This is a genomic window from Acidovorax sp. Root275 (assembly GCF_001428965.1).
GTDB lineage: Bacteria > Pseudomonadota > Gammaproteobacteria > Burkholderiales > Burkholderiaceae_C > Acidovorax > Acidovorax radicis.
Genome location: NZ_LMJH01000009.1, coordinates 576,742 through 603,147 on the forward strand (window position 1 = coordinate 576,742; position 26,406 = coordinate 603,147).

At 67.2% G+C, this 26,406-nt stretch carries 27 protein-coding genes; 13 read left to right on the forward strand and 14 right to left on the reverse strand.

What is annotated here, in order from left to right; translation table 11 throughout:
* Window positions 1–130 precede the first annotated feature (130 nt).
* Complete coding sequence (locus tag ASE52_RS17680) at window positions 131–661, reverse strand: hypothetical protein (protein ID WP_057227960.1); 531 nt, start codon at window positions 659–661, stop codon at window positions 131–133.
* 184 nt (window positions 662–845) lie between these two features.
* A complete protein-coding gene (locus ASE52_RS17685) occupies window positions 846–2,270 on the reverse strand; it encodes an FAD-linked oxidase C-terminal domain-containing protein (protein ID WP_057227962.1) in 1,425 nt (474 codons plus the stop codon).
* A gap of 203 nt (window positions 2,271–2,473) precedes the next feature.
* Between ASE52_RS17685 and ASE52_RS17690 the strand changes: the two genes are divergently transcribed.
* The 8 genes from ASE52_RS17690 (at window position 2,474) to ASE52_RS17725 (ending at window position 9,657) form a co-directional block, all read left to right on the forward strand.
* Window positions 2,474–3,157, forward strand: coding sequence for a TetR family transcriptional regulator (locus tag ASE52_RS17690; protein WP_057227964.1), 684 nt, complete (start codon window positions 2,474–2,476; stop codon window positions 3,155–3,157).
* Between the two features lie 80 nt (window positions 3,158–3,237).
* The gene (locus ASE52_RS17695) at window positions 3,238–4,230 is read left to right on the forward strand and encodes a tripartite tricarboxylate transporter substrate binding protein (RefSeq protein ID WP_057227966.1); all 993 of its coding nucleotides are present in this window, start codon (window positions 3,238–3,240) and stop codon (window positions 4,228–4,230) included.
* Window positions 4,227–5,735 (forward strand): carboxylesterase family protein, encoded by a 1,509-nt coding sequence (locus ASE52_RS17700; RefSeq protein WP_057227968.1) that lies wholly within the window; start codon window positions 4,227–4,229, stop codon window positions 5,733–5,735. Before ASE52_RS17695 ends, ASE52_RS17700 begins: the two co-directional genes overlap by 4 nt.
* Before the next feature lie 114 nt (window positions 5,736–5,849).
* On the forward strand, window positions 5,850–6,656 hold the full coding sequence (locus tag ASE52_RS17705; protein WP_010465192.1) for a GntR family transcriptional regulator: 807 nt from the start codon (window positions 5,850–5,852) through the stop codon (window positions 6,654–6,656).
* Complete coding sequence (locus ASE52_RS17710) at window positions 6,653–7,474, forward strand: transporter substrate-binding domain-containing protein (protein WP_010465194.1); 822 nt, start codon at window positions 6,653–6,655, stop codon at window positions 7,472–7,474. Before ASE52_RS17705 ends, ASE52_RS17710 begins: the two co-directional genes overlap by 4 nt.
* 73 nt (window positions 7,475–7,547) lie before the next feature.
* Window positions 7,548–8,222 carry an amino acid ABC transporter permease gene (locus ASE52_RS17715; RefSeq protein WP_057228544.1) on the forward strand — a complete coding sequence of 225 codons (675 nt, stop codon included), beginning with the start codon at window positions 7,548–7,550 and terminating at the stop codon, window positions 8,220–8,222.
* 3 nt (window positions 8,223–8,225) lie between these two features.
* Entirely contained in the window at window positions 8,226–8,879 is a 654-nt protein-coding gene (locus ASE52_RS17720; protein ID WP_057227970.1) for an amino acid ABC transporter permease, read from the forward strand.
* Entirely contained in the window at window positions 8,863–9,657 is a 795-nt protein-coding gene (locus ASE52_RS17725) for an amino acid ABC transporter ATP-binding protein (RefSeq protein WP_057227972.1), read from the forward strand. The genes ASE52_RS17720 and ASE52_RS17725 overlap by 17 nt, the downstream gene beginning before the upstream one ends.
* A gap of 154 nt (window positions 9,658–9,811) precedes the next feature.
* On the opposite strand, the gene ASE52_RS17730 is transcribed toward ASE52_RS17725, so the two are convergent.
* Window positions 9,812–10,174, reverse strand: a complete 363-nt coding sequence (locus tag ASE52_RS17730; protein ID WP_010465201.1) for a calcium-binding protein — start codon at window positions 10,172–10,174, stop codon at window positions 9,812–9,814.
* A gap of 304 nt (window positions 10,175–10,478) precedes the next feature.
* Here ASE52_RS17730 and ASE52_RS17735 point away from each other — a divergent pair, with 304 nt between their 5' ends.
* Together ASE52_RS17735 and ASE52_RS17740 are read left to right on the forward strand one after the other, a co-directional pair.
* A complete protein-coding gene (locus ASE52_RS17735; protein ID WP_010465203.1) occupies window positions 10,479–10,919 on the forward strand; it encodes a hypothetical protein in 441 nt (146 codons plus the stop codon).
* A 204-nt stretch (window positions 10,920–11,123) separates the two neighbouring features.
* Window positions 11,124–11,693 (forward strand): cob(I)yrinic acid a,c-diamide adenosyltransferase, encoded by a 570-nt coding sequence (locus ASE52_RS17740; protein ID WP_010465205.1) that lies wholly within the window; start codon window positions 11,124–11,126, stop codon window positions 11,691–11,693.
* 198 nt (window positions 11,694–11,891) lie between these two features.
* Here ASE52_RS17740 and ASE52_RS17745 read toward each other — a convergent pair whose 3' ends face one another.
* From ASE52_RS17745 to ASE52_RS17755, 3 genes are all read right to left on the reverse strand, one after another.
* A complete protein-coding gene (locus tag ASE52_RS17745; protein ID WP_010465207.1) occupies window positions 11,892–12,314 on the reverse strand; it encodes a hotdog fold thioesterase in 423 nt (140 codons plus the stop codon).
* Between the two features lie 146 nt (window positions 12,315–12,460).
* Complete coding sequence (locus tag ASE52_RS17750) at window positions 12,461–13,612, reverse strand: ABC transporter substrate-binding protein (protein ID WP_010465208.1); 1,152 nt, start codon at window positions 13,610–13,612, stop codon at window positions 12,461–12,463.
* Window positions 13,613–13,815: 203 nt separating this feature from the next.
* Window positions 13,816–15,345, reverse strand: a complete 1,530-nt coding sequence (locus ASE52_RS17755; protein WP_057227974.1) for an acetyl-CoA hydrolase/transferase family protein — start codon at window positions 15,343–15,345, stop codon at window positions 13,816–13,818.
* A 263-nt stretch (window positions 15,346–15,608) separates the two neighbouring features.
* Between ASE52_RS17755 and ASE52_RS17760 the strand changes: the two genes are divergently transcribed.
* Window positions 15,609–16,361, forward strand: a complete 753-nt coding sequence (locus ASE52_RS17760; RefSeq protein WP_057227976.1) for a zf-TFIIB domain-containing protein — start codon at window positions 15,609–15,611, stop codon at window positions 16,359–16,361.
* On the opposite strand, the gene ASE52_RS17765 is transcribed toward ASE52_RS17760, so the two are convergent.
* Window positions 16,355–16,690, reverse strand: a complete 336-nt coding sequence (locus tag ASE52_RS17765) for a multidrug efflux SMR transporter (RefSeq protein ID WP_057227978.1) — start codon at window positions 16,688–16,690, stop codon at window positions 16,355–16,357. The genes ASE52_RS17760 and ASE52_RS17765 overlap by 7 nt on opposite strands.
* A 340-nt stretch (window positions 16,691–17,030) precedes the next feature.
* Here ASE52_RS17765 and ASE52_RS17770 point away from each other — a divergent pair, with 340 nt between their 5' ends.
* Window positions 17,031–17,984 carry a class I SAM-dependent methyltransferase gene (locus ASE52_RS17770; RefSeq protein WP_241777041.1) on the forward strand — a complete coding sequence of 318 codons (954 nt, stop codon included), beginning with the start codon at window positions 17,031–17,033 and terminating at the stop codon, window positions 17,982–17,984.
* Between the two features lie 78 nt (window positions 17,985–18,062).
* Here ASE52_RS17770 and ubiM read toward each other — a convergent pair whose 3' ends face one another.
* From ubiM to ASE52_RS17785, 3 genes are all read right to left on the reverse strand, one after another.
* Window positions 18,063–19,346: a 5-demethoxyubiquinol-8 5-hydroxylase UbiM gene (gene ubiM / locus ASE52_RS17775; protein WP_057227983.1), complete on the reverse strand. Its 1,284-nt coding sequence runs from the start codon at window positions 19,344–19,346 to the stop codon at window positions 18,063–18,065.
* A 192-nt stretch (window positions 19,347–19,538) separates the two neighbouring features.
* The gene (locus ASE52_RS17780; protein ID WP_082606922.1) at window positions 19,539–19,958 is read right to left on the reverse strand and encodes a hypothetical protein; all 420 of its coding nucleotides are present in this window, start codon (window positions 19,956–19,958) and stop codon (window positions 19,539–19,541) included.
* A gap of 127 nt (window positions 19,959–20,085) precedes the next feature.
* Window positions 20,086–20,904 (reverse strand): helix-turn-helix transcriptional regulator, encoded by an 819-nt coding sequence (locus ASE52_RS17785; protein ID WP_010465220.1) that lies wholly within the window; start codon window positions 20,902–20,904, stop codon window positions 20,086–20,088.
* Between the two features lie 60 nt (window positions 20,905–20,964).
* Here ASE52_RS17785 and ASE52_RS17790 point away from each other — a divergent pair, with 60 nt between their 5' ends.
* Window positions 20,965–22,119 carry a PLP-dependent aspartate aminotransferase family protein gene (locus ASE52_RS17790; protein WP_057227987.1) on the forward strand — a complete coding sequence of 385 codons (1,155 nt, stop codon included), beginning with the start codon at window positions 20,965–20,967 and terminating at the stop codon, window positions 22,117–22,119.
* On the opposite strand, the gene ASE52_RS17795 is transcribed toward ASE52_RS17790, so the two are convergent.
* From ASE52_RS17795 to ASE52_RS17805, 4 genes are all read right to left on the reverse strand, one after another.
* Complete coding sequence (locus ASE52_RS17795; protein WP_010465222.1) at window positions 22,103–23,017, reverse strand: alpha/beta hydrolase; 915 nt, start codon at window positions 23,015–23,017, stop codon at window positions 22,103–22,105. The two genes, ASE52_RS17790 and ASE52_RS17795, sit on opposite strands and share 17 nt — an antisense overlap.
* A 64-nt stretch (window positions 23,018–23,081) precedes the next feature.
* Window positions 23,082–23,204, reverse strand: a complete 123-nt coding sequence (locus ASE52_RS26440; RefSeq protein ID WP_258070063.1) for a hypothetical protein — start codon at window positions 23,202–23,204, stop codon at window positions 23,082–23,084.
* A gap of 89 nt (window positions 23,205–23,293) precedes the next feature.
* A complete protein-coding gene (locus ASE52_RS17800) occupies window positions 23,294–23,899 on the reverse strand; it encodes a TetR family transcriptional regulator (protein ID WP_057227989.1) in 606 nt (201 codons plus the stop codon).
* Window positions 23,900–24,010: 111 nt separating this feature from the next.
* Window positions 24,011–26,386 (reverse strand): LamG-like jellyroll fold domain-containing protein, encoded by a 2,376-nt coding sequence (locus ASE52_RS17805; protein WP_241777042.1) that lies wholly within the window; start codon window positions 26,384–26,386, stop codon window positions 24,011–24,013.
* Between the last annotated feature and the right edge of the window lie 20 nt (window positions 26,387–26,406).

Consider the following 26,406-nt stretch of genomic DNA (forward strand, 5'->3'; position numbering starts at 1 on the left):
CGAGCCGCCCTGCGCGCGAAGGCCGAGCGTCAGACACATCACTCCCGCAGGGAAGACACGAAGAATCAATGGCTCTAGCGCTTGAGCTGGAGGGTTGCTGGAAGACGCCCCTCGATCAACATCCTCGGCCTCAGGTCTTGCGCGTCGCCTTGAGGGACGCCGTTTTGCGCCATGTATTGCCCTGATCAACGGTCATGGAGCTCTCCCAGGCAAAGGAGTCAGGCGCAATCTCGAAGAAGCGAATTTTCGTGTGCACACGGTGGCCGTTCGGCAGGGTGGCGATGGCGTCGAGGAGCATTTCACCGTCCTTGGAGGTCCCATGCCACTCGGTCGGCACGGCCGGTTGAAGCGCTTGAAGGCCAACGATCTCCCAACGCTTGGTGATCTCAGAATACGTGCGCAGAGTGACGAATGAGGACACAGGCACACCCGTCGGACCCAGCGCCTGGAAGTCGTCCATGATCATCCGACCCTCATTCAGTGGCTTTGCACTCCACAAAGCCCGGTAGTTGAACGCAGGAGTGCCATCCTCCTTGTATCGGGACGCCTCGACGTTCCAGTCGCCTATGAGGAAGTCGAACTGCTTTGCTTCGGACGCCGGGCCTTGGAGATAGCGGGCTATTTCGGGAGGTATTTGTTCAGCTGGGGCTTGGTGGGTCATGTGAGAAGGTGGGCGGTACGATGAAAGCGCAACGCCAACAAATTGCTATAAAAATAAGAGCTTATAGCGCATAACAGACAAGCGCCAGAGGCCAAAAAAGCTTCAAATCCACGCTGTATCAATGGGCTGTGATTGCGAAGAAGCTTGCAGGCACATGAGCAAACAGCGCGCCGCAGCACCTCGCTCACAGCGCAAAAATCTTCCCCGGATTCAGGATGTTCTTCGGGTCCAGCGCCCGCTTGATGGCGCGCATCATGTCCACCGCGCCAGCCCCGGTTTCATCGAGCAGGAAGCCCATCTTGTGCAAGCCCACGCCGTGCTCGCCCGTGCAGGTGCCGCCCATGCTCAGCGCGCGGGCCACCAGCTTGTGGTTCAGGTCTTCCGCGGTCACGCGTTCTTCCGGGATGTTGGGGTCGAGCAGGTAGCCAAAGTGGAAGTTGCCGTCGCCCACATGGCCCACCAGGAAGTAAGGGATGCCGCTGTCCTCGGCCTCCTGCACCGAGTCGAGCAGGCAGTCGGCCAGGCGGCTGATAGGCACGCAGGTGTCGGTGCTGATGGCGCGGCAGCCGGGGCGGCTTTGCACTGCGGCAAAGTAGGCGTTGTGCCGCGCGGTCCACAGACGGGTGCGCTCTTCGGGCGTGCTGGCCCATTCGAAGGCATTGCCGCCAAACTCGGTGGCGATGTCTTGCACGGTCTCTGCCTGTTCCTTCACGCTCGATGGCGAGCCGTGGAATTCCATGAGCAGCATGGGTTCCTCGCGCAGGGTGAGCTTGCTGTGCGCGTTGACCATGCGCACCGTGTGGTGGTCGATGAGTTCCACGCGCGCGATGGGCACACCGAGCTGGATGGTCTGGATCACGGTGTGCACGGCGGCCTCGATGCTCGGGAACGAGCAGATCGCGGCGCTCACGGCTTCGGGCAGCGGGTACAGGCGAACGGTGATCTCGGTCATGATGCCCAGCGTGCCCTCGCTGCCCACCAGCAGGCGCGTGAGGTCGTAGCCCGCGCTGCTCTTTTTGGCGCGGGTGCCGGTGTGGATGACTTCGCCGCTGGCGGTGACCACTTGCAGCGCCAGCACGTTCTCGCGCATGGTGCCGTAGCGCACGGCGTTGGTGCCGCTGGCGCGCGTGGCGCTCATGCCGCCAATGCTGGCGTCGGCGCCGGGGTCGATGGGAAAGAACAGGCCCGTGTCCTTGATCGCATCGTTCAATGCCTTGCGCGTGATGCCGGGCTGCACGGTCACGGTGAGGTCTTCGGCATTGATGCTCAACACCTGGTTCATGCGGCTCACGTCAATGCTGATGCCGCCCTGCACGGCCAGCAGGTGGCCCTCGAGCGACGAACCCGCGCCGTAGGGAATCACCGGCACCTCGTACTGGCTGGCCAGCTTCACGGCGTCGGCCACGTCCTGGGTGCTCTCGGCAAACACCACCGCCGAGGGAGGTGGCGCCTGGAAAGAGCCCTCGTCCCGGCCATGCTGCTCGCGCACGGCCTGGGCCAGCGAACACCGCGCACCAAAGCGGGTCTGCAGCGCTTCGATAAGGGCCTGGGGCACTTCGCGCAGGTTGATTTCAGGCAGGAGGTGGGCTGTGGTGGTGGGGGCGTTCATGGGTTGTCTCCAGGGTGGTCAAAAAGAATACCACCGGCCTTTGCGTGGCGCCATGGGCGTGGTCAGGCAGGTGCAAGCTAGGCCGGACCCCGCGGGTGCGCAAGGCGTGCTGGCATTGGGCGCCGTGGTGCGGGTATTCACGGGCTTGTTCGCGGATGTTTGCTTAAATACATTACGTTTGAAATGTATATTGTGACGATGCCATGAACCACCGTGTTTCCCCCAAGGCCGGGGTGCGCCGCACGCATGCCGAGCGCAGCGCTGCCACCCGCCAGCACCTGATCGCCACGGCCATCGATGTGATCCAGAACCGCAGCCTGGAGGAGATGTCCATCCATGAGCTGGCCAAGTCCGCAGGCATGACGTCAGGAGCGGTGCAGCACCACTTCGAGTCCAAGGCGGTGCTGATGATGAATGTGCTCAGCGAGCTGATCGAGTCCAGCGTGTTGTCGGGCGCACTCTGGCCCGACAGCGCACTCGCGTCCCGCGAGAGGGCCACCCGTTTCGTGCAGGCCGTTTGGGGCTTGGTCTATGCGCAGCCGCGCTTCATCGTGGCGTGGAACATCTATCTGGGCTGCCGCAACCAGCCGGAGGTGCTGGGCCACATTGCCGAGCTGCGCCAGAGCGTGCAGGCGCGCATGCGCGACGGGTTCTTCACGGCCTTTCCCGAACTGGCCACCGATGCCAATCGCGATGGCCTGCTGGGCCTGGTGCTGTCGTCGCTGCGCGGGCTGGGGATGTTGCAGCTTTTTGCACCTGCGCAGCAGAGCACGCCGGACGCTGCACAACAGGCCCAGCTGGCCTGCCTGGCCGACCTGATCGCCACCCGCTGCGAAGCTGCAGCCTCCAGCGCCGCATCCGCCAAGGCGCAAGCGCGCCGCCGCTAGGCCCTGGCTCCCGCCGCATCGGCGCGCCCCTGCGCAACGCCGTCCCATTGCCACCAAAAAACCCCAGGAGACAAAACACCATGGCCTTTTCCTTCCCCCGCGCACCGCACATCCCGCTGCTGGCCGCCCTCGTGCTGTTGGCAGGCGCCGCACTGGCCCAGCCGGGCGCCTACCCTGCCAAGCCGATCCAGCTCATTGCGCAGCAGCCGCCTGGCAGTGGCTCGGACGCCATGACCCGCGTGTGGGCCGACTGCGCCGCACGTGAATTGGGCCAAGCGGTGGTGGTGCAAAACAAGCCGGGGGCCAACGGCGTCCTGGCAATCAACTATCTCAAGGGCCAGCCCGCCGATGGCTACAACCTGCTGAGCATCGGCATGTCGCAGATGACGATCACGCCGTATGTGTACAAGCAGCCGCCGTACGACCCGCTGCGCGACTTCGATGGAGTGGCCGTGCTGGGCACGTCGCCGTTGGTGCTGGCCGTGCCTGCGGGGCAGGGCATCGCCAGCCTGGCCGATCTGCAAAAACTCGCGCGCGCCACGCCGGGTGGCGTCAACTTTGGGTCGCCGGGCAAGGGCAGCCCGGCGCACCTGCTGACTTCAGCGCTCATCGAGCGCCTGGGCGTGGCTGGCACCCATGTGCCCTTTGTGGGCGAAGGCGCGGGCCTCACGGCGCTGATGGGGCAGCAGATCCATGCGATGACCCTGGTCATTGGCACGGCCGCAGCCCAGGTCAAGGCGGGCAAGCTGGTGCCGCTGGCGCTGTTTGGCGCGCAGCGCTCGCCGCTGCTGCCGGATGTGCCCACCATTGCCGAGGCGTTGCCCTCTGCTGCCGACCTGGCGCGGCCCGCGTGGATTGCGGTGGTGGCCAAGGCCGGCACGCCACCCGAGCTGCTGACCAGGCTCAACGCCGTCACGGAAAAGTGCCGGGGCGATGCGCAGTACAAATCGCGACTGGAAGCCATGAACGTCACGCTTACAGCCTCCGTGCCGGGTGACGTGCGCACCTGGGCCTCGCGCGATGCGGCGGTGTGGCGCCCCCTGATCGACAAGCTGGGCCTGGCCACGGAATGAACGGGTCCGCAGAGGCCCCGCTCGTCACGCTGCCCCACGGCGGGCGCCTGCGTGGTGTGTGGGATGCGGGTGTGCGCGTGTTTCGGGGTGTGCCCTATGCGCTGGCCCCGGCCGGGCCCTTGCGTTTTGCGGCGCCGGTGCCCGTGCTGCCGTGGTCCGGGGTGCGCGATGCTTGCACGTTTGCCCCGGTGGCCCCCCAACTGGCCCGCACCGCAAGGGCCGATGCGCCCATGTTGGGTGGCGAGGACTGCCTGGCCGTCAACGTGTGGGCGCCGTCTTCGAAGTCGGGTGCGGGCCTGCCGGTGTTGGTGTGGGTGCACGGCGGCGGCTTCTTTCGCGGGTCGGCGAGCGAGCCGCTGTACGACGGCGCTTCGTTCGCCCGGCAAGGGCTGGTGTTTGTGTCGCTGCAGTACCGGCTGGGCATGGATGGGTTCATGCACTTCGAGGGCGAGGACGACGGTGCCCCCGCCAACCGGGGTTTGCTGGACCAGATCGCTGCGCTGCAATGGGTGCAGGACCATATCCACGCTTGGGGTGGCGACCCGGCGCAGGTCACGGTATTCGGCCAGTCGGCGGGCGCGGGTGCGCTGGCGTGCCTGCTGGGCATGCCAGCTTCGCGCGGCTTGTTCCAGAGGGTCATCCTGCAAAGCCCGAGCGTGGCCTGCCAAACGCTGGACGAAGCCGCCGCCATACGCCGCGCAGTGGCTTCATTGGTGGGCGTGGCGCCGAGCCGCACGGCAATGGCCTCGGCCCCCATCGGCTCGGTGCTTCATGCCGTCCACAGGCTGGCAGCCGATCCTTCGCTGCGGGTTCGGCATGGCATCGGGGGCCGCAACTTCTTTCCGCTCCGCCCTGTGGTGGATGGGCAAGTGCTGGCTGCGCCGCCGCTGCAGGCGATACGCCAGCAATGGATGGCCCAACCACCGGACCTGCAGGTGCTGGTGGGCAGCAATGTGGACGAGATGCGCCTGTACCACGTGCCCGGCGGTGCCATCGACCGCGTGACCGAGGTACAGGCGCTGGCTTTTGCGCAGGATGCTGGCTTGTCCACGGAGGCGGTTCACGCCTGTTGGGCGCTGCTGCCGCCTGCCCAGCAGACACCGGGCGAGCTGCTGTCGGCCTTGCAGTCTGATTTCTACTACCGCGTGCCCGCACAGCGCATCGCGGCGCTGGCCAGCGAATGGGCCCAAAGCGCCCACCGCTATGAGTTTGGCTGGGCGTCTCCCCAGTGGCAGGGGCGATTGGGCGCGGCGCATGCGGTCGAGTTGCCGTTTGTGTTTGGCAACCTCCACACCACGCAGGGGCAAGAGTTCACAGGGGTCGCACCGCCTGCCAATTTGGCGCAGGCCATGCACCAAAGCTGGGCGAGTTTTGCACGCCAGGGCGACCCCGGGTGGGCGCGGTATGGCGGCGACACACCCTGGGTGCAACATTTCAACACTGCATCGCGCTGCGAAATCCATAGCGAACCTGTGAGATTCAACCTGTGGCAGGGCATTCTTTGAGCAGGGAAACTGAAGTCCGCTGATCCTGACGGAGGCCGCTGCAGGGTGGTGCGCCACACTGGTGCATCCATCTTGTATACCAGTTGGCACGGAACCTGCAGTCGATGGACGGCAATGACCACCGCCACCGAGATCAGCAACCGCATCATCGAAGCCGTGATGGCGCAAAAGCTCGCGCCCGGCTCCCGCCTGGGCGAGCAGCAACTGGCGATGCTGTTCGACTGCAGCCGCACCATCGTGCGCGAGGCGCTCACGCGGCTGTCCACGCGTGGCATCGTCACCGTGAGCGCGCGTCGTGGCTGGTATGTGATCGAGCCTTCCGAAGACGAGGCACGCGAGGCCTTCGAGGCCCGCCGCGTGATCGAGCTCGGCCTGCTGCACCAGCTCAAGACGGTGGACAAAGGCGCCGTGCGCCAGCTCAAAGCCCACCTGCAGCGCGAGAAGGCGGCGCTCGCAGGCAGCGACGTGGGCGTGCGCAGTTTCCTGCTGGGCGACTTCCACGTGTGCCTAGCCGAGTGCCTGGGCAACAGCCTGCTGGCCGATACGCTGCGCGACTTCACGGCGCGCACCACGCTGATCGCCATGCTCTACCAGTCGTCGCACGACGCGGCGCAGTCCTGCGCCGACCACGTGCGCATCGTCGAGGCGCTGGAGGCGGGCGACATCGCCCATGCCGAGGCGCTCATGTCCGAACACATTGGCTCGGTGCAATCCGCGCTGCGCCTGCAGGCCAGCACCGACCCGCTGGCCGGGCTGCGCGATGCGCTGGCCCCGGTGCGCAAGAGCACCGCCGCAGCGGACACCACCGCGCAGCCCCGGCAACGCAAGCCCCGCGCTGCGTCCAAGAGTTCTACCCCGAAAGCGTCCGACCAGGACGCAGCACCCGCCGACGCATCCACCTACCTAGGAGCCCTGCTATGACCGCCCCCCGTGCCTTTGTTTCCTCGACCCGCCGCCTGACACTGGGCGTGCTCGCCGCCACGGGCCTGTCGGCCGCGCTGATGGCCCCTGCCGCCCACGCGCAGAACGCGCTGGACAACATCCTCAAGGCCAAGGAAATCAAGATCGCCATCCCCACCGACTATCCGCCCTACGGCTTTGTCGGCACCGACCTCAAGCCCCAGGGCCTGGATGTCGAGATGGCCAACTACATCGCCACCAAGCTGGGCGTGAAAGTCGAGCTGATTCCCGTGACCAGCGCCAACCGCATCCCCTACCTGCAGACGCAGAAGGCCGACCTCGTGATCTCCACGCTGGGCAAGAACCCCGAGCGCGAGAAGGTCATCGACTTCACTGCGGCCTACGCGCCGTTCTTCCAGGCTGTGTTTGCCAGCAAGAGCCTGAACATCAAGAGTTTTGCCGACCTCACGGGCAAGTCGGTGGCCGTGACCCGTGGCGCCATGGAGGACCAGGAACTGGCGAAGGTCGCGCCCGCGGGCGTGGACGTGAAGCGTTTTGAAGACCACGCGGCCAGCATCTCGGCCTTCGTGTCGGGCCAGACGCAGGCCATTGCCACCAGCGCCTCCACGGCCGGCACCATCATGGTCAAGAACCCCAACCTGCAGACCGAATACAAGCTGCTGCTCAAGGACAGCCCCAACTTCATTGGCGTGGCCAAGGGCGAGGACAAGCTGCGCCTCAAGGTGAACGAAATCATTGCCGAAGCCCGCAAGGCCGGCGACATCGACAAGATGTCCAGCAAGTGGCTCGGCCGCCCGGCAGGCGATCTGCCCCTGTGATCGCCTTCTTCGCCCTTCGCTGAACGAACCGAACAGGCCCGTGGCGCGACAAGCGCCACGGGGCACCCGCACCATGCTGATTGCGCTTGATTTTTCTGCCGTGCTGTCCTCCTGGCCGCTGCTGGTGCGCGGCGTGGTCTGGACCATTGGGCTCACCATCGTGGGCACCGTACTCGGACTGCTGCTGGGCACGGCCTGTGCCTGGGCGCGCGCCCGCAACCTGGGGCCGCGTGCGCTGCCGCTGCGCTGGGCCGTGGCCGCGTATGTGGAGCTGGTGCGCAACACACCCTTCATCGTGCAGCTGTTTTTCCTGTTCTTCGGCCTGCCGGCGCTGGGGCTCAAGCTTTCGCCCGAGGTGGCCTCCGTGCTGGCCATGGTGATCAACCTGGGCGCGTATTCGGCCGAGATCATCCGCGCCGGCATCGAGGCTACGCCCCGTGGCCAGATCGAGGCCGCGCAGAGCCTGGCACTCACGCCAGGCCAGACCTTCCGGCGCGTGGTGCTGCCACCCGCGCTGCTCAAGGTGTGGCCGGCCATGGTGAGCCAGATCATCATCGTGATGCTGGGCTCGGCCGTGTGTGGCCAGATCTCCACGCCCGAGCTGAGCTACGCCGCCAACCTGATCTCCAGCAACACCTTCCGTGCGTTCGAGGCTTTCATCCTGGCCACGCTGGTGTACCTGGCGTTGTCGATGCTGACCCGCCGCCTGCTCATCTGGGTGGGCGCCCGATTCTTGGTGGGGAGATAAGCCATGGTGGAATTTTCTCTGTGGGACATCCTGCGCAACCTGCTGATGGCCGCGCGCTGGACGGTATCTCTCTCGCTCATCGCCTTCATCGGCGGCGGCCTGGTGGGCTTGCTGCTGCTGGTGCTGCGCCTGTCCAAAGTGCGGGGCACCGAGCGCTTGATCGGTGCCTATGTGCAGGTGTTCCAGGGCACGCCGCTGCTCATGCAGCTGTTCCTCGCGTACTTCGGCATTGCGCTCTTTGGCATCAAGACCTCGCCGTGGACGGCCGCTGCCGTGGCGCTCACGCTCTACACCAGCGCCTACCTCACGGAGATCTGGCGCGGCTGCGTGGCTTCCATCCCCAAGGGCCAGTGGGAGGCGGCGCAGAGCCTGGCCCTGAACTTTGGCGAGCAACTGCGCCACGTGGTGCTGCCGCAGGCACTGCGCATTGCGGTGCCGCCCACGGTGGGCTTTCTGGTGCAGGTGATCAAGGGCACGGCGCTGGCGTCGGTGATCGGTTTTGTCGAGCTGACCAAGGCCGGCAGCATGATCTCCAACGCCACCTACCAGCCCTTTCTGGTCTACGCCTGCGTAGCCCTGCTGTACTTTGTTTTGTGCTTCCCGGTGAGTCTGGTGGCGCAGTCCCTTGAAAGGAAACTCCATGGCAACCGCAGTTGATACAACCCCGGCTCCCGCCCACGACGGCATCGTGGTGGGCACACCGCCCATCGTGGACATCACGGCCCTGCGCAAGTCCTATGGCACGAATGAGGTGCTCAAGGGCATCGACCTCAAAGTGCAAAAGGGCGAGGTGATCGCCATCATCGGCAAAAGCGGCTCGGGCAAGAGCACGCTGCTGCGCTGCGTGAACGGGCTGGAGGTTTTTCAGGAGGGCGCCCTCAGCGTCAACGGCAAAAGGCTCATGCACGACAGCCCCACGGCCATGCGTGAGCTGCGCCAGCAGGTGGGCATGATTTTTCAGAGCTTCAACCTGTTTCCGCACCTTTCGGTGGGCCGCAACATCATGCTGGCCCCCACGCTGGTGAAGTCGCGCGATGCCGCCACGGCCGCAGCGCAGGCGCGCAAGCTGCTCGACCGCGTGGGCCTGGCCGAAAAGTTTGACGCCATGCCCGACCAGCTTTCAGGTGGGCAACAGCAGCGCGTGGCCATAGCGCGCGCCCTGGCCATGGAGCCCCAGGTGCTGCTGTGCGATGAGATCACCTCGGCGCTGGACCCTGAGCTGGTGGGTGAGGTGCTGCGCGTGGTGGAGTCCCTGGCCCTCGAAGGCATGACGCTGATGATGGTCACACACGAAATGGCCTTCGCCCGGAAGGTGAGCGACCGCGTGATCTTCATGCACCAGGGCCGCGTGCATGAAACCGGTACGCCGGCCGAACTGTTTGGCAATCCCCAAACGGCGGAGCTGCAGCAGTTTCTGTCGTCGCTGCACGACTGAAAACGGAGCCCTGCGCGTTCAACGTTCAAAAGCTCGCCTGCGGACTGGAAAGCTCCAGGGCAGGCGGGCTCGCAGGCCCCAATGGCCCGCTACACCACAGAGGTCACCCAAAGGCTGGCACCAATGCCAGGCCAGGGGTCCCCACTCAAAATGCTCAGGACAGCAGACCCTTCTCGAATTCTGCGGGCGACAGCGATCCGCTCTGGTCGACATCCAGTTCCTTGAAACGCTGGCTGATGGCGGGCAGCTGGGCTGCTTCCTTCTCGGTCAGCTTGCCATCCTTGTCGGCGTCGGCGCGGTTGAATGCCGTGGTGGCCGCCATGGAAGGGTTGCCGGTGCCAGGGCCATACGAATATTTGGAGTCCGCCTGGGGCGCTGTCCTGCTGGCGGGGGCGGGCTGGGGCGAAGCCGAAGTGGTCTGTGCTTGCAATGCGCCCGCACCGCCCAGGGAGATGGCGGCGAAAAGCATCACGCTGCGCGTGTCGAACGAATAGGTGCGTCGTTGCAGTGCTTTCATGGAAGCTAAGCTCCTTCGAAGTTGAACAGGGTTTCATTGCACCGCAGCACGCCTGCCAAGGCCAGCACTCTTGCCTGCTGTTGCCCGGGCCAACATTTGCCAGCGTGGTGTAACCACCCGCAGCCCTTTTGTGTCGCAACCTTGCGCCGATGTACCAAAAAGTTGTGGCCGCTGATGGGGCTTGCTGGATGACTGGCATGCCGGGGCATGTCCTACACGGCCCGGGTTGCTTCCCTCAAAACAATGGCCTTCTGCATCCTCCGCTGGATGGATGTTGTTCATTGTTTATCCCAAGGAGCCTTCCATGAAAAAGCAAACCGTTGTTGCCGCCCTCGTTGCCCTGGCCTGCACTGCCGCCCTCGCCCAGGCGCCGGCTGGCAACACAGCGCGCCCGCCCTCTGAAGTGAGCCCTTCAGCTTCTGGTGGCGCTGCTGCGAGCAATGCCCAAAACAAGGTCGACCAGCGTGCCAGCCAGAGCACGGCCGCGCCCGCCGACCCCGCCAAGGGCGATGGCCGTGGTGCCCCGGTGGCCGAAATCAACCCCAGTGCTTCCGGTGGCAAGGCTGCCGCCAAGGCAGACACACGCACCAATGCACGCCTGATGGATTCCAACGGCGATGGCACCGTGTCGCGCCAGGAATGGGACACCTACCACGCCAATGCGTGGAACAACATGAAGCCTTCCAACGCAGGTGTCTCCACCGCAGACGTCGACAAGCTCAACCGCACGACGGCCACCCACTGACGCAGCGCCAGGCAACTGAGGGACCCGTCCACTGCGCCATGGCGCAGCAGCGCCCCTTGCATCGCGTGTGCAAGGGGTTTTTTCATGGACAAGCGAGGGTCCGCGCGCCGACGGTGGGACGGCCGCCGCGTGGTAGCGGAAAATCAGGGAAGCTGCCCTTGTTCGCAGCGCTCCTCCCCGCACTCTCCACCGACCAAGGCACCCATGGGCAACCGACTCACACAGATCGCCACGCGCACCGGCGACGCCGGCACCACCGGCCTGGGCAACAACGAACGGGTCTCCAAAGACAACCTGCGCATCCACGCCCTCGGGGATGTGGATGAACTCAATTCCCACATCGGCCTGCTGCTGTGCGAGCGCTTGCCGGACGATGTGCGCAACCTGCTCGTCGAGGTGCAGCACCAGCTGTTCAACCTGGGGGGCGAGCTGTCGATTCCCGGCTTTGAACTGCTCAAGCCGGAAGCGGTGCTGGCACTGGACGAAGCCCTGGCCCACCACAACGCCGCGTTGCCGCGCCTGCAGGAATTCATCCTGCCCGCGGGCACCCGTGCCGCCGCGCAGGCCCATGTCTGCCGCACGGTGGCGCGCCGCGCAGAGCGTGTGGTGGTGGCGCTGGGCAATGCGGAACCCATCCACGACGCGCCCCGGCAATACCTCAACCGCCTGTCCGACCTGATGTTCGTGCTGGCCCGCGTACTCAACCGCATGGATGGCGGCGATGACGTGTACTGGAAAAGCGAGCGCCTGGCGCAGCAGAATGCTACTGAATAGATAGCTTATTGCGCTTGTCCAGTAAGCGCTAGAGGGTGATTTTGCTAGTAATCTGACCCTTGCCTTTGCAACTGGCGCTGCCCAAGCCAGGGCAACCGAGCAAGGGCCGCCCCGCGGAGAGGGCTGCGTCCCCATTACCGAATCGCGCAGCGATTCAAGAGAAGGGGGAAGGCGCGCAGCGCCTCAGGGGGATGCACCCTACCTCGGTGCGAGGATCGCCATGGTCAGCCGTGACACGCAGGTCAACTCGCCTGCCTCGTTGACCATGTCGATGTGCCACACATGCGTGGTGCGCCCGATGTGGATGGGCCGCGCGGTGGCCGTTACCCAGCCGCTGGTGGCAGAGCGCAGGTGGTTGGCGTTGATGTCCAGGCCCACGGCGTTGTGCCCCTCGGGGCTGGCGTAGTAGGCGCCCACCGAGCCCAGCGACTCCGCCAGCACCACGCTCACGCCGCCATGCAGCAGCCCGAACGGTTGTTTGGTGCGCTGGTCCACCGGCACGCGGCCGCGCAGGAAGTCGTCACCCAGCTCGATGATCTCGATGCCCAGGTGCGAGGCAGCGGTGTTGTGGTGGTCGGCGTTGAGTCGAGCCAGGTCGACAGGCTTTTTCCAGATGGGCATGGTGGCTTCGGTCAGCAGTGGGAAGAAACCACCCATTGTGCCCATAGCGTCTGCGCCGCTGTTACCGACGCCGTCCGGCCCAGCGCCACCGTGGAACTGGCTTCGCCAGGCCACCTGAGGCATCCCCCTTGGGGGCGCCTCGGAGGTTACCCGACGAGTTTGCCGTTGGCACCCATCACGCCCAGATCCAGGAAGCGCGAGCCCACATAGGGTGCGCCGCCGGCATAGTCGATGGACAGGCCACCCAGGTCGTTGCTGCGGATGCCGGCCAGCGCGGTGCGCAGCTTGGCGCGTGTCAGGTCGCGGCCCGCGCGGTCCAGGCCCTCGGTCAGCACGCGGGCATTCACGTAGCCTTCAAAGCTGCGGGCCGAGAATTCCTGGAACCCCAGCGCCCGCATGGCTTTCTGGTAGTCGCGCACCACGGCCACGCTGGTGCGGCCTGCGTCGGGCAGCACCATCGACAGCGCAATGCCCGATGCCTTGCCACCCAGTTGGCGCAGGTTGTCGCCCGACAGGGCCACGCTGGTAGCGGCCAGCGGCGTGCTGGGCGAGACTTTCTTGAACTCATTGACCAGCGTGGCGGTGATGTCGCCTGCCGTGCCCAGCAGCACGGCATTGGGCTTGGCGGCCACGGCCTTGCCCACCACGTCGGCCACCTGCGCGCCCTGGGCGTCAAGCTTGAAAGCCTTGGGCGTGGGCTGCTTGGCCGCTGCCATGGCCTTGTTCACGTCGGCCAGAAACTCGCGGCCAAACGCTGTGTCCTGGTACACGATGGCCAGGTCGGTGATGCCCATGGACACCAGCTTTTGCGCCAGGCGCTGGGCTTCATCGGTGTAGCTGGCGCGCACGTGGAACACCGAGCGGTACTCGGCCTTGCGCAGCGAGGTGGCGCCGCTTTGTGGTGCCACGTAAGGGATCTGCGCTTCGTCCACCAGCGGCAGGATGCGCTGGTTGTTGGCCGTGCCCATGCACGAGATCAGCGAGACCACGTTGGCGTCGGCAATCAGCTTGCGCGCGTTGTCTTCGGAGCGGGCGGCGTCGTAGCCGTCGTCCAGCGCCAGCAGCTTGATCTCGCGGCCATGGATGTTGCGTGCATTGGCGTGGGCGATGCCCGCATCCAGCCCCTGCTTGAGCTCCTTGCCCAGGCTGGCGAGCGCGCCGGTCAGTCCGATGGAGCAGCCGATGGTCACGCTCTTGGCGTCCATGGGGTCTTGCACGCCCACGGCGCGCGACGACGTGGCAAGCAGCAGGCCGGTGCTGGCGGCGACAAGGGATTGGGTGAACTGACGGCGTTGCATGGTGAAGAAAACTCGCAGACAAAAAAACACAACCAGCCCCTACGGGGCTGGTGTTGGAGGGAAAACTGGGGGTGAAGGGGTCGAGCGACCTAGGGTTAACCCTTATTTTAGCCGGAGATCTGTGGCAACCCGCTGTAGTCCCTGTCCCTGTCCCTGTCCCGGGCCAGGGAATCGGCGCGCCCTCCGGTGCGGGTGCCCGGTGTTCAGGTGGAAGGGGCTTGCCGCATGTTGCCGGTCTCCACATACCGCTGATGCCACGACAGCGCCTCGCCCAGCAGGTGGGGTGTGTGCTGGCCCAGGGCGCCCCGCTTGGCGCGGGCCACGTATTCGTGCAGGGCAGGGCGGAAGTCGGGGTGGGCGCAGCGGTCGATGATGAGCTCGGCCCGCTGCGTGGGCGAGTGGCCGCGCAGGTCGGCCAGGCCCTGTTCGGTGACGAGGATCTGCACATCGTGCTCGGTGTGGTCCACATGCGAGGCCATGGGCACGATGCACGAGATGCTGCCGTTCTTGGCCAGCGACGGTGTCATGAAGATCGACAGGTAGGCGTTGCGCGCAAAGTCGCCCGAGCCGCCGATGCCGTTCATGATGGCCGAGCCCATGATGTGGGTGGAGTTCACGTTGCCGTAGATGTCGGCCTCGATCATGCCGTTCATCGCGATCAGGCCCATGCGGCGGATCAGCTCGGGGTGGTTGCTGATCTCCTGCGGGCGCAGCACGATGCGCTGCTTGTAGAAGTCGATGCGCTCGTTGAAGTCCTGCATCGCCGCCGGGCTCAGCGACAGGGCGGTGGCCGAGGCACTGGCGAGCGTGCCCGAGCGCAGCATGTCCAGCATGCCGTCCTGCAGCACCTCGGTGTAGGCCGTGAGGTTCTCGAACGGCCCGTGGTTCAGCCCCGCCAGCACCGCGTTGGCGATGTTGCCCACGCCCGACTGCAGCGGCAGCAGGTCCCGGGGCAGCCGACCCTTCTTCACCTCGTGCTGCAGGAACTCGATGATGTGGCCCGCGATGCGGTTCGAGGTGTCGTCGGGTGCGGCGTAGACCGAGTTGCGGTCGGGCTGGTTCGTCACCACCACCGCGATCACCTTGGACGGGTCGCAGCGCAGGTAGGGCTCGCCAATGCGCTCGTCGGGCCGCGTCATCGGAATGGGCTTGCGGTGTGGCGGCACGTCGGTGCCGTAGTAGATGTCGTGCATGCCTTCGAGCCCCGGGTTGTGCCAGGCATTCACTTCCAGAATCACCTTGTCGGCCTGGTCCAACCAGGTCTTGTTGTTGCCCACCGAGGACGAGGGAATCAGCCGCCCGTCGGGCAACACGCCCGCCACCTCGACCACGGCCACGTCGAGCTTGCCCAGGAAGCCAAACCACACGAACTGCGCCACATGCGACAGGTGGATGTCCACATACTGCATCTGCCCCGCATTGATCTGGCGGCGCACGGTGGGATCGGACTGGTAGGGCAGGCGCATCTCGATGCCGTCCACCTGGGCCAGCGCGCCGTCCAGCTCAGGCGCGGTGCTGGCGCCCGTCCACAGGCCGATCTTGAAGCCATGGCCCTGCGCGTTCAGGCTCTCGATGCGGCGGGCCAGCGCGCCCGGCACCGCCTTGGGGTAGCCCGCGCCGGTAAAGCCGCTCATGCCCACATGGGCACCGGCGGGGATCAGGGCGGCCGCTTCATCGGCGGACATGGTGCGGGAGAGAAAGTCCGGGTACAACACCCGATCGGCCAAAGTCATGAACGTGCTCCGTGGGGGGATCGGCAAACAGGTGCGGAGAAACGGCTGCGCCCGGTGCGCGGGGTGCCTCATTGCACTGCCCACTGTCTGCAAAGACGCTGATCGTAGCAAGCGAGCATGCCGAAATGCGGGTTTACCCTGATTTTGATGCCGACCGGTCCCTGGCCACCGTGCCCGCGCTGGCTGCCGATGGCCGGGCAGGGCGGTTAGCATCTGCGGCACCGGCCACCGCTGAGCCGCCGGCCTCTTTTTATCGACCACCCATGACATCCGCACCGTCCTGCCCGTCTTGCCGCCAGCCGATGGAAGTACACCAGTTCGCCAGCAACCTGGGAGGGGCGCTGGAGCTGGACATCTGCTTTGCCTGCCAAGGCCTGTGGTTTGACCGGCACGAAAACCTCAAGCTCACCCCCGCGTCGGTGGTCGAATTGTTCCGCCTGCTGCACGAGCACCGCATTGACCATCACCAGCCCCTGAGCGACCGCATGGCCTGCCCGCGCTGCGTGAAGCCGCTGGAAAAAGGGTTTGATGTGGTGCGCAGCGGCCGCTACATGATCTACCGTTGCGGGCGCCAGCACGGCCGCTTCAGCACGTTCTCCTCCTTCATGGTCGAAAAAGGCTTTGTGCGCCACATGACGCGGCCCGAGATCGACGACTTGGCCAAGCGCGTGGGCGCCATCTATTGCACCAGCTGCGGTGCCCCTGTGGACATCCGCAAGGACCACGCCTGCCCCTACTGCCGGGCCGCGTTCTCGCTGATCGACCCCGAGGCCGTGGTGCGCGCCATGGAGGGCTATGCCAAAGCCAGCAGTCCGCGCGCCATGCCCTCCAGCCCGGTGGACATCGGCGACGCGCTGGTGGCCCTGGAGCGCGACCGCACGCGCGCCGAGCGTGAGCGGCAAAAGCGGGCGTTTACCGGCACCAGCGATGCCGATGACAGTTCATTCACGGGCGACCTGCTGTCGGCCGGGGTGGCCTTGGTGTGGGCGGTGATCAACACCAGGAGCCATCACTGAGGGTTTCCAAGGTGGAGCATCACAACGCCTCCCACCACGCAAACCAGGCCCAGTGCCTTGGTGGTGTCCACTGGCTCGCCAAACAGTGCAATCCCCACGATGGCCGTGGCCGCCGTGCCGCTTGCGGCCCAGACCGCATAGGTGATGCCCATGTCCAGTTGGCGCATGGCCACCGCCATGAGCCAGATGGCGAGCGCGTAGCACGCAGCGGCCATGCCGGATGGGAGGGGTCTGGAAAAGCCATCGGAGCACTTGAGCGCGACCGTTCCGACAACTTTTGCAATGACGCTGGCTGCGACAAGCAGCCAGGCCGATAGGTTTGGATTCATGGGGCACCTCTGCCGAACATGCCCGTTTGTCACTTGTACCGAGTGACACGGGCAGTACGGTGAAGCGGTACCCAGGTGGTGAAGGGCCGCAGTGTAGTCACGCCCTTGCGTTCCATCAAGAACATCACATCCAGGCCCTGGCGGCCCCTTGCATTTGCGCAGATCATGGAGCGTTGACACAGCGGCAGCGCTGGATGGCGTGAAGGTGTCCCTTCACGCACCCAGCCCATCCGCCGCACCACCCCCCCAACCCGTTCACAATGGCGCAGGCCTGTGTTCTGGTGGGCCCTGTCGCACAACAACCAGCCGTGGCACCCGGTGGCCACAGGAGGAGAGGACCTTGCAGCCGCATCCGCCCCCAACCCGACGCCGTGCCCGTACACCCGCCGCCCCGGCGCGGCGCAAACCTGTGGATGTGGGGGGTGGCGCCGCCGCCTCTGACTCCGCTACCCCCTGCCTGCTGCAGCGCGCGCGTCTGCAGGCCGTGCCCAGCACCTTGCTGATCCCGCTGGCGGCGCGCGCGCGGGGGAGCCGCTACTTTCCCTGGCTGGCCTGTGACGACGCGGTGGCCACCAGCCTGGTGGACCGCCTGGGTGCCGACGTGGAATCGTGCCTGGACGACCTGCCCACGGTGCTGAACGTGCTGTGGCGCACGCGCGCCATCAAGGACGCGGGTCGCAGCTTTTTCCTCGCGCACCCGCAGGCCCGTGGTGTGAACCTGGGCTGTGGCCTGTCGCACCACTTCCAGTGGCTCGATACGGGCGCCAACCAGTGGCTGGATGCCGATCTGCCCGAGGTCATGGACCTGCGCGGGCAGCTGCTGCCGGTGCGCTGCCCGCGCACGCGCCAGGCCACGGTGGACCTCACCCAGCCCGGCTGGTGGCAGCGGCTGGGGCTCCCGCAGGGCGATGGCGCGGGTGTGCAGCCAGTGTTCATCGTCTGCGAAGGGGTGCTCATGTACTTTCAGCCCGCGCAAGTGCAGGCTGTGCTGCGCGAGTTTGCGCAGTGTGCGCCGGCAGGCTCGCGCCTGGTGCTCGATGTGATGACATACCGGGCCGTGGGCCATGCCGCGCAGCACGCGAGCGTGGGCCCCACGGGGGCGGAGTTCCACTGGGGCGTGGGCAACATGGACGAGCTGACCGCCGCGCACCCGCGCCTGGCGCTGCTGCGCCAGCAGAGCGTGTCGGAATGTTATGGCTGGCCGGGTGTGGTGCTGGAAACGCTGTGGTGGCCGTGGCTGGGCGCGCCGCTGTACGGCTTGGTCACCTTGGGCGTGGGAGATGGCTCCCCCTGAGGGGGACGCCACCGGTGGGCGGGCAAAGCCAGTTCCGCGGTGGCGCTGGCGCTGGGCGCGCCGGTTGCAAAGCTTGTGTTACTGCCTGGGCGCCAGTGCTCGCATCCATCGTGGCGCCTGGCCCGTGAGCTGCCCCACGATGGCGGCCTGCAGCGGCGGCAGCCGCTGCGCGCCCTGCAGCACCAGCTGCCGCAGCAGGCGCGGCACGGGGCGCGTGTCGGTATACAGCCGCACGATGGCATTGGTGCCCTCGTACATCGGCCAGGCGTGGCGGTGGTGCGCCCGCGCATAGGTGGCCAGGGTTTCGGTATTGCCGATGTCGTGGCCCTGGCTGCGGGCTGCCACCACGGCGGCTGTCAGGCGCTCCACACCGGCCAGACCCAGGTTGTAGCCATGCGCCGTCACAGGGTGCATGCCCACGGCGGCATCGCCCAGCAACGCGCAGCGGTGGTCTGCAAAGCGCTGCGCATACACGGCCACCAGCGGGTACGCGTGGCGCTCGCCTTCCAGCTGCAAAGGCCCCAGGCGGTCGCCCAGCTGGGCCTGCACCGTGGCTGCGAAGGCCTGCGGGCTCTGGGCCATCAGCGCTGCTGCATCGGCGGTGCCTGCCGTGACCACCACCGAGCACAGTGCATGCCCCTCTTGGGGGTCATCCGGCAAGGGCAGCACCGCCAGCGTGCGTTCGTAGCCAAAACACTCGTGCGCCACGTCACCGTGCGGCTGGGCATGGCGCATGCGGCAGACGATCACGGTGCGGCCAAAGTCCGTCATGCGTGCGCCAATGCCCAACTGCCGCCGCGTGGCCGAGAAGCGGCTGTCCGCCGCCACCAGCAGTGGGGCCTGCAGACGCTGCGGCGGTGCCGCAGGGCCACCGGCGGGCGCACCGACGGGCGCATGTGGCAGGTACTCCAGCTCGGCGTGGGTGGACTGCGTGGCCACGCGCACCACCTGGGCGCCGGTCACGATGCGCACACCCGGGGTGCGTGCCGCCACGGCATAGGCCGTGCGGCGCAGTGCGTGGTTGGGCACGATGAAGCCCAGGGCCGGGAGCCCCGTGCCTTGCGTGCCCAGCTGCAGGGCGCTGCGCTGGCCCAACGGGCCGTCGTGCACCTGCGCTTCGCGGATGGTGCCCACCTCGTCCGTTGCCAGGCCCGCCCAGGTGCCCAGCCGCTGCAGCGTGGCCACGCTGGGGTGGGTGAGGGCGATCTCCCGGCCATCGGGCGCGGGGTGGGCCAGCGCGGCCTCGGGCTGCTGTTCGACCACGGTGGCGGTGAACCCGGCCTGCGCCAGGGAAATGGCCAGCGACAGGCCCGCAGGGCCCGCGCCGACGATGAGGACGTCGCTGTGTGAGGAGGAGGTCATGGCAGGAAGACCGGGCGAAACCGCCCGGCACCCACCCTGCAACGGTGGGGTGGGGCCTGCCATTGTGGGCGGGCACCCGGCGCGGCGATTTGCCCTGTATCAAGGCACCATGCCTGAATGCTATTAATTGAATAGCAAAAAAATGATGTGGGATAAGCGCCAGGGCCTAAAAAAACCGAAAAGTATGGCGCTCTACGAGCGTGCTGGCTTGCGCGCGCCCTTGGCGGGCTTCTTCCTGGCGCCACCCGCCGGTTTGCCGCGCAGGTGCAGCCCCCAGGTGATCAGCACCCACAGGTACGCCGCCAGCACGCTGTAGGCCGCCACCGCGGCCAGCGACAGCGGGGGTGCGGCGATGGAGCGCGGGTTGGCCATGGTCTCCAGCAGCTGGCGTGTGCCCGTGCCCAGCACCGGCATGGCCGCCGCGCTGCCCGAGCGCGCCATGCGCGCCGCCATGAAGATGAAGAACTCCATCAGCAACGCGCCGATGACCAGGCAGGCCAGCAGGGCCAGCAGTTGCGCAAACGCCCTGCGGTCGCCCTTGGCCAGGAAGTAGATGGCCGACACCAGCACCAGGGCGGGCAGCAGCAGGGCCAGGGCAGGCCAGGCGGACATGAGGAGATGCATCGGAAGAATCTGGGGGTCGAGAGGGGGCTGGCAGCGTCGGGGCTGCGGACTGCGAATGATAGAGGAGGCCCCCGGTCCCCGGCGGCCCCCATGGCGGGGCCCGCCCGTGCCATGGCTACGGGTGCGCGTCTGCCACAGCCGTGTTGTCGTGCTGCCCCTGGCGGAAGGTGTTTGGTGTGCAGCCCAGTAGCGCGCGGAACGAGGCGATGTACGCGGCGGGGCTCTCGAACTGCAGGGCGTGCGCGATGGCCTTGACCGGCCGGCCCGAGGCCAGCAGGTCGAGCGAGGCAATGATGCGCGCACGCTGGCGCCAGGCGCGAAAGCTCAGACCCGCCTCCGCCGTGAAGCGCCGGGTGAACGTGCGGTCGGACATGGCGGCCTCGGCCGCGAGTTCGTGCAGCGGGAGCTGCCACTGGTGGGCCTGCAGCAACAGCGCGAGCGCGCGCCGCAACCCTTCGCTGGCAGGCATCGGCAGGTGGGTGGGCAGGCAGGGCGTGTGCTGCAGCGTGTGCAGCAGCAGGGACACCATCAGCTGCCGCGTGGGGTGGTCGAACCCGCCGTTGAAGAGCCCCAGCACCAGCTGCTGGATCAGCGGCGACGCGACCACGGCGTGCACCTCGTCCCGGCGCGCAAACGATGCGCACTGCGCCACCAGCGCCGGCTGGCAGTACACCGTGCGCAGGTCGGTGGCAGAGAGCACTTCGATCGCATGGGGGTGGTGCGGGGGTACCCACAGCGCGCGCTGCGGCGGCACGGTCCAGCGCGCGTGGGGTGTCTCCACCAGCATCACGCCCCGCGTGGCAAACACCAGCTGGCCGCTGCGGTGCTGGTGCACGGGCAAACGTGTGCCCGCCGCGTGCGTTTTGGCCAGCGTGGCCCACAGGCCGGCGTCTTGGCGTTCTGGCGATGTTTGTTGGCGTTCTGGTGCTGACATGCCGTCCTATTATGAAACCACCTTCTCGCCACACCTCCCCAAAACCCGCCCCCCCAGCCCATGCACACCACCACCTTCCTTGTCCATGCGGGCCGCGAGACGGCCCACGCCGTCCAGGCCATCAACCCGCCGCTGGTGCGGGCCTCGACCGTCGTGTTCGACACCCTGGCCGCCTACAAACACGCGCACCACCAGACCGTGTTCGATTCGCCGCGCTACGGCCGCTCGGGCACCTCCACCACGTTTGAGCTGCAGCGCTGCATGGCCGCGTTGTCGGGCGCAGAAACCTGCCTGGCCACGGCCAGCGGGCTGGCGGCCATCGTGGCCGTGCTGAGCGCCCATGCCGGGCCGGGCCGCCACCTGCTGCTGAACCAGGGCGTGTACGGGCCGACGCGCATCTTCTGCGACCAGGAGCTGGTGCCGCAGGGCACCACCGTCGAGTACTTTCCGGAAGGCGCCGACATCACGCCCTACCTGCGGGACAACACCAGCCTGGTCTACATCGAGACCCCCGCGTCGCTGACCATGGAGATGCTGGACGCGCGCGCCGTGTGCGCGGCGGCGCGCCAGCGCCACATCCCGGTGGCGGTGGACGCCACCTGGGGCACGCCGGTGTTCCTGGATGCCCACGCCCTGGGCGTGCATATCGCCATCCATTCGGCCACCAAATACATCAACGGGCATTCCGACCTCATGCTGGGGCTCATCACGGGGTCGCACGCAGACCTGGCCAGCACCCGGCGCTTTTGCGACCGCAGCGGCGCACATGCGGCGCCCGATGTGTGCTGGCTGGCGCTGCGCGGCCTGCGCACGCTGGCAGTGCGGCTCGAACGCCACCAGCAGACCGCTCTGGCGATGGCACAGTGGCTGCAACAGCAGCCACAGGTCCGGCGCGTGCTGTTCCCGGCGCTCCCCTCCGACCCGGGCCACGCGCTTTGGCGCGCGCAGTTTTCGGGCGCTGCGGGGCCGTTCACCTTCGAGCTGGCGCCATGCAGCGAAGCCGCATTTGCGGCGTTCATCGACGCGCTTGCGCTCTTCAGCCTGGGCACGAGCTGGGGCGGGTACGAAAGCCTGGTGTTGCCCGCCGTGCCCTACGACCTGCGCCACCTGGCCACGCTGCCCGACGCGGGCCGCCTGGTCCGCCTGCATGTGGGGCTGGAAGACGCCGCTGACCTGCGCGCGGATCTGGCACAAGCGCTCAGCGGTCTGGGCTGACAGCCCCCTGGCTCGCCACGAAGTCCACCACCGACTGCAGCACATCGGGCTGCTGCAGGATCTTGCGGTGCCCCAGCCCCTCGGTGGCGAGCAGCGTGGCGCCCGGGATGTGGTCGCGGTAGGCCTCACCGTCGGCAAAACGGTTGATGCGGTCGCCCCGGTCGTGCACGACCAGGGTGGGCAGGGTGATGCGTGGGCCCACGGCCGGGGGCTCGAACTGGCGCATCAGGATGCCCTCGCGGGCCTCGATGCGCCGCTGCATCGCGGCACGCGTGCGCTCGGACAGGCCGAACACCTGCGCAAACAGGCGTGTGTATTCGTGGGGCGATGCGGGCGGCGCCAGCAGCACCAGCCGCCCGGTGGCCAAGCCCCGGCTGGCTGCGTGGGCGGCCGCATTGGCGGCCAGCGAATGGGCCACCACGGCGCGGGGCGCCGAGTCCTGCGCATGCAGGCGCGCGGTGGTGTATTCAATGGCGCGCGCAAACTGCGGCAGGTTGCTCACACGGCCCCGGCTGCCGCCGTGTGCGGGCAGGTCCACCAGCACGGGGCGCAAGCCCCGCGCGGCCAGTGCGTCGGCCAGCGGCAGCATCTGGCGCGCATGCCCGCCCCAGCCGTGCAGCAGCAACACCGCCGGACCATGGGGCTGGGCGCTGGGGGTGTACAGCGTGATCTCTGCGTCTTCGAACGGCCAACGTTCGGTGCGCCAGCCGCTGGCCGGTGCCGCCTGGTGGCCGGGTTTGCGCAAGGGCAGCGGCGTACCAAACAGGCGGTAGGCCGCGCGCACGGCCAGGGCGGGCCACAGGCGCTCGGTGGCACCCAGCGCCAGGCGCAGCAGCCGCAGGGCCGGATGCCCGCCGTAGAAGTTGGACGTGGCTTGCAGGGCAGTCGAGGGGTTCATGGTGGGGCTCCTGAAGGGTTGGGGTTGGCACGCGCCGGGCTGTGGGTCGGCGCGTGGTGAAAGGTCAGTAGAAGATCCAGTCCCGGTTGCTGCGTGGGAGGCTGGCGAGTGTCTGGCGCACCGCATGGACGGCGCCCGCTGCGGCCACGATGGCCGCCATGCCCAGGAAGATGAAGAAGCTCAGCATGGTGTTTCCTTTCTTCGCACGGTTGTGCGAAATTGGGACAAAGAAGAACAAGAGGTATCCATCGCGCAATAGCACGGAGAGCGGGAGGATCAGGTGGACTGATAACTCTTGACGAGGCGCGCCCAGGACGCCTCGGTGCGTGGCACTGCCTGCGGATCGCGCAGGAAGCGGACGTCGTGCAACAAGCCCATGATCATGGAATAGATCTCGCCCACCAGCTGTTCCTGCGGGGTGTCGGCGGGCAGGTGCCCGGCCTCGATGGCCTGCAGCACAGTGCGGCGCAGTGCCGCGCGCCAGCGGGTGATCTCGGAGTGCAGCAGGTCGCGCAGCTCGCCTTCGCGGTCGTCCAGCTCGAAAGCGCCCGCGGTGTAGATGCAGCCGGTGAACGCCTCCACATCGCGCGTGCGTGCAATCCAGCGGCGCACGATCTCGTTGAGGCGTGGCAGGCCCTTGGGGTGCTGCATGGCAGGCACAAACACATCCGCCAGAAAGCGGCGCCCGAACTCCTCGATCACGGCCTTCTGCAGCGCCTCGCGCGAGCCGGCGCGCGAGAACACGCCGCTCTTGGACAGCCCCACGCGGTCGGCCACGGCCTGCAGCGTGATCGACTCCAGCCCTTCGGCCGCAGCCAGGTCCAGCGCGGCGCCCACAATGGCGGCGCGGGTGAGTTCTGATTTCTGGGTCTTGGCATCCATGGGGCAGAATTTAGCACAACTGTGCGAAATTAGCCAAGCCCTGGTGTCAGCAGTGTTTTGGAAGCCGGTAGCGCGAAGAGCCCCGGTGCGCCGCCGGGGCTCTGCAGCGCGTCACTGGGCCAGGGCCGCGATCTGCACGGAAGTCAGCGCCCCGCTGTAGAGGCGGAAATCCTGCATGCGGCCCGCAAAGTACGGGTCGGACCCGTACTGCGCGCGGCCCAGCCAGTTCTGCGTGGTGGCGCCCAGCTGGTGGGGTGCAAAGGGCGCATCCGCAAGGGTGCCGGTGGCCTGCCCGTCCACAAAGAGGGCCACGGTGTTGCCCCGGCGGGTCACTGCCAGGTGCACCCACCGGCCTGTGCCCAGCGCCACCGAGGACGTGACGTTTTCCTCGCCGAAATAGGTGGTGCCAGTGGAGGCAAAGCGCAGCGTGCTGGTGTTGGCGAGCAGTGCCAGGTAGGCGACGTCGCTGGAGCCGACGTCAAACACGCGGGCGTTCCCGGCGCTCGCGCTTTGCCGGTAGACCCAGGCTGCGACCGTGAAGTCGGCCATGTCTTTCATGATGCCCGTGGGCAGGGCCACGTGGCCGCTGGTGCCGTCGAGGGCCACGGCGCTGCTGCCCGCCGTGCGGCCCGTGCCCCACGACGTGCCGCCCACCAGGCGGCCATGCAGCGCGTTGCCGCTCTGGTCGGTGGCCGTTGTGCCACTGCCTTCGTTCAAGGGCAGGTGCAGCCTCAGCTGCGGCGCGGTGGCGACGTTGCGCACTTCGGCACCCGTGAGACGCCCCGTTGGGGTGACTGCCACGATGCGGTAGTGCCAGGTGCCGGCGCCGGGTGTGTCGGTATGGGTGCGTTCCTCGCCCACGGTGGTGAGTGTGGTGAACGGGCCCGACGCTGCGGGTGCGCGCTGCACCTCGTAGGCCGTGGCGTAGGCGCTGCCCCACCACGACAGCAGCACCTGGCCGTTGACGAGGTAGGCCGTGAGCCCGCTGGGCGCGGCGCCTTGGGCGATGGGTGGGAGCGAGAAGGTCAGGGTGCCCATGCCGGGGTCATCCCCTGTGCCGCGCGGCTCCGGCCGCAGCTTAGCCGCAAGTGCGGTCACGTAGGGCGCGGAGAGTCCTTTGCGGTTGACGTAATGGTTGTACAGCACTTCCCAGCAGGGGCGATGGTTCGGACGGCTGGCCGCTGACACGGCGGTGAAGACGCCCTGCCGGTTGGTATACCGGAAAAACGGCAACGTCGGGTACACGCCACCCGCATCGGCCAGGTTGCTGGCCGCCACGTATTCGGCGGCCGAGAGCAGCCGGTTGTTCCAGTAGCCGTACAGATCGTCGCCCTGCGACCAGGCCATCTCGCACAGCGCACCGCACAGCGACATGCCGAGCGTGGCATGCCCCTGGTCGCGCCCGCTCTCCTGCCATTGCCCCAGGTGCCCGGGGTGGATGGCGTAGACGTTGTGCGCGGCCGCGCCATTGCCCCGGCCGCTCTTGTAGTAGTCGATGGCCTCGTTGTACAGGTCGCGCCGGTCACAGCAGATGCCGATGGCCATGATGGCGTTGATGTTGCACAGATCCCAGTTGGCCCAGTAGTTGGTGATGTTGGCGCCGTTGTGTTCCACCAGGAAGCGGCGGCTCAGCGGGTAAAACACTTCCAGCAGCAGTTTCTGGAACCGGGCCAGGCCTTCGGGCGACCAGCCGGAGTAGCTGCGCAGGAGTTCCACCGTGTTGGCCCACTGGTAGCCGTAGATGCCAGCGGCGAGGTAGCGGTCCGCATTGCCGGTGAGCGTGGTCATGGTGCTCGACCACGCATCCAGGAAAGCCACGGCACGGTCGGCATAGGCGTTGTCCTGGGAGACCTTCCAGCGCAGCGCCAGCTGGTAGGCCCTCTGCATGTCCTTGATCATGGTGCCGAAGTTCTGCCCATCGCCGCCACGGATCACCACGGCCAGCGGGTGGGGCCACATATCGCCGTTCAGCGAGGAATGCCCCGAAAACTGAAGCGCGTTCCAGCCACTCACCCAAGGCGCAGCGTTCTCGGCAATCTTGGCGCGCATGCGCGCAAAGTCAGCATCCGTGTGCAGCCCGCCCGGGTGCACAAAGGCACTGGGGGCTGGTGGCGGTGGCGGTGGCGGTGGCGGTGGCGGTGGCGGTGGCGGTGGCGCCGCAGGCGGAGGAGGGGGCGCAGGTGGAGGAGGGGGCGCAGGTGGAGGGGGCGAAGCCGGTGGCGGTGGCGCGGTGGGTGGTGTAGAGGGTGGTGCGGTGGTAGGGGGGGCCGTTGGGGCTGGCGGCGCTGCGGGAGAGGGCGGCGTGGTGCCGGGCGTCGGGGCGGGTGGAGGTGCATCCCCCCCAATCGGCGCCGAACTGGTGGGTGGCCCGTTGGTGGCGTCGGCCGGGTTGCCGCCACAGGCCACCAGCGTGCCTGCCAGGGGCATGGCGGCCATGCCCTTGAGAACGCGGCGCCGCACCGCGAAGTTCTTGTTGTTGTGATTCATGTGTCTGGATAGGTATCCGC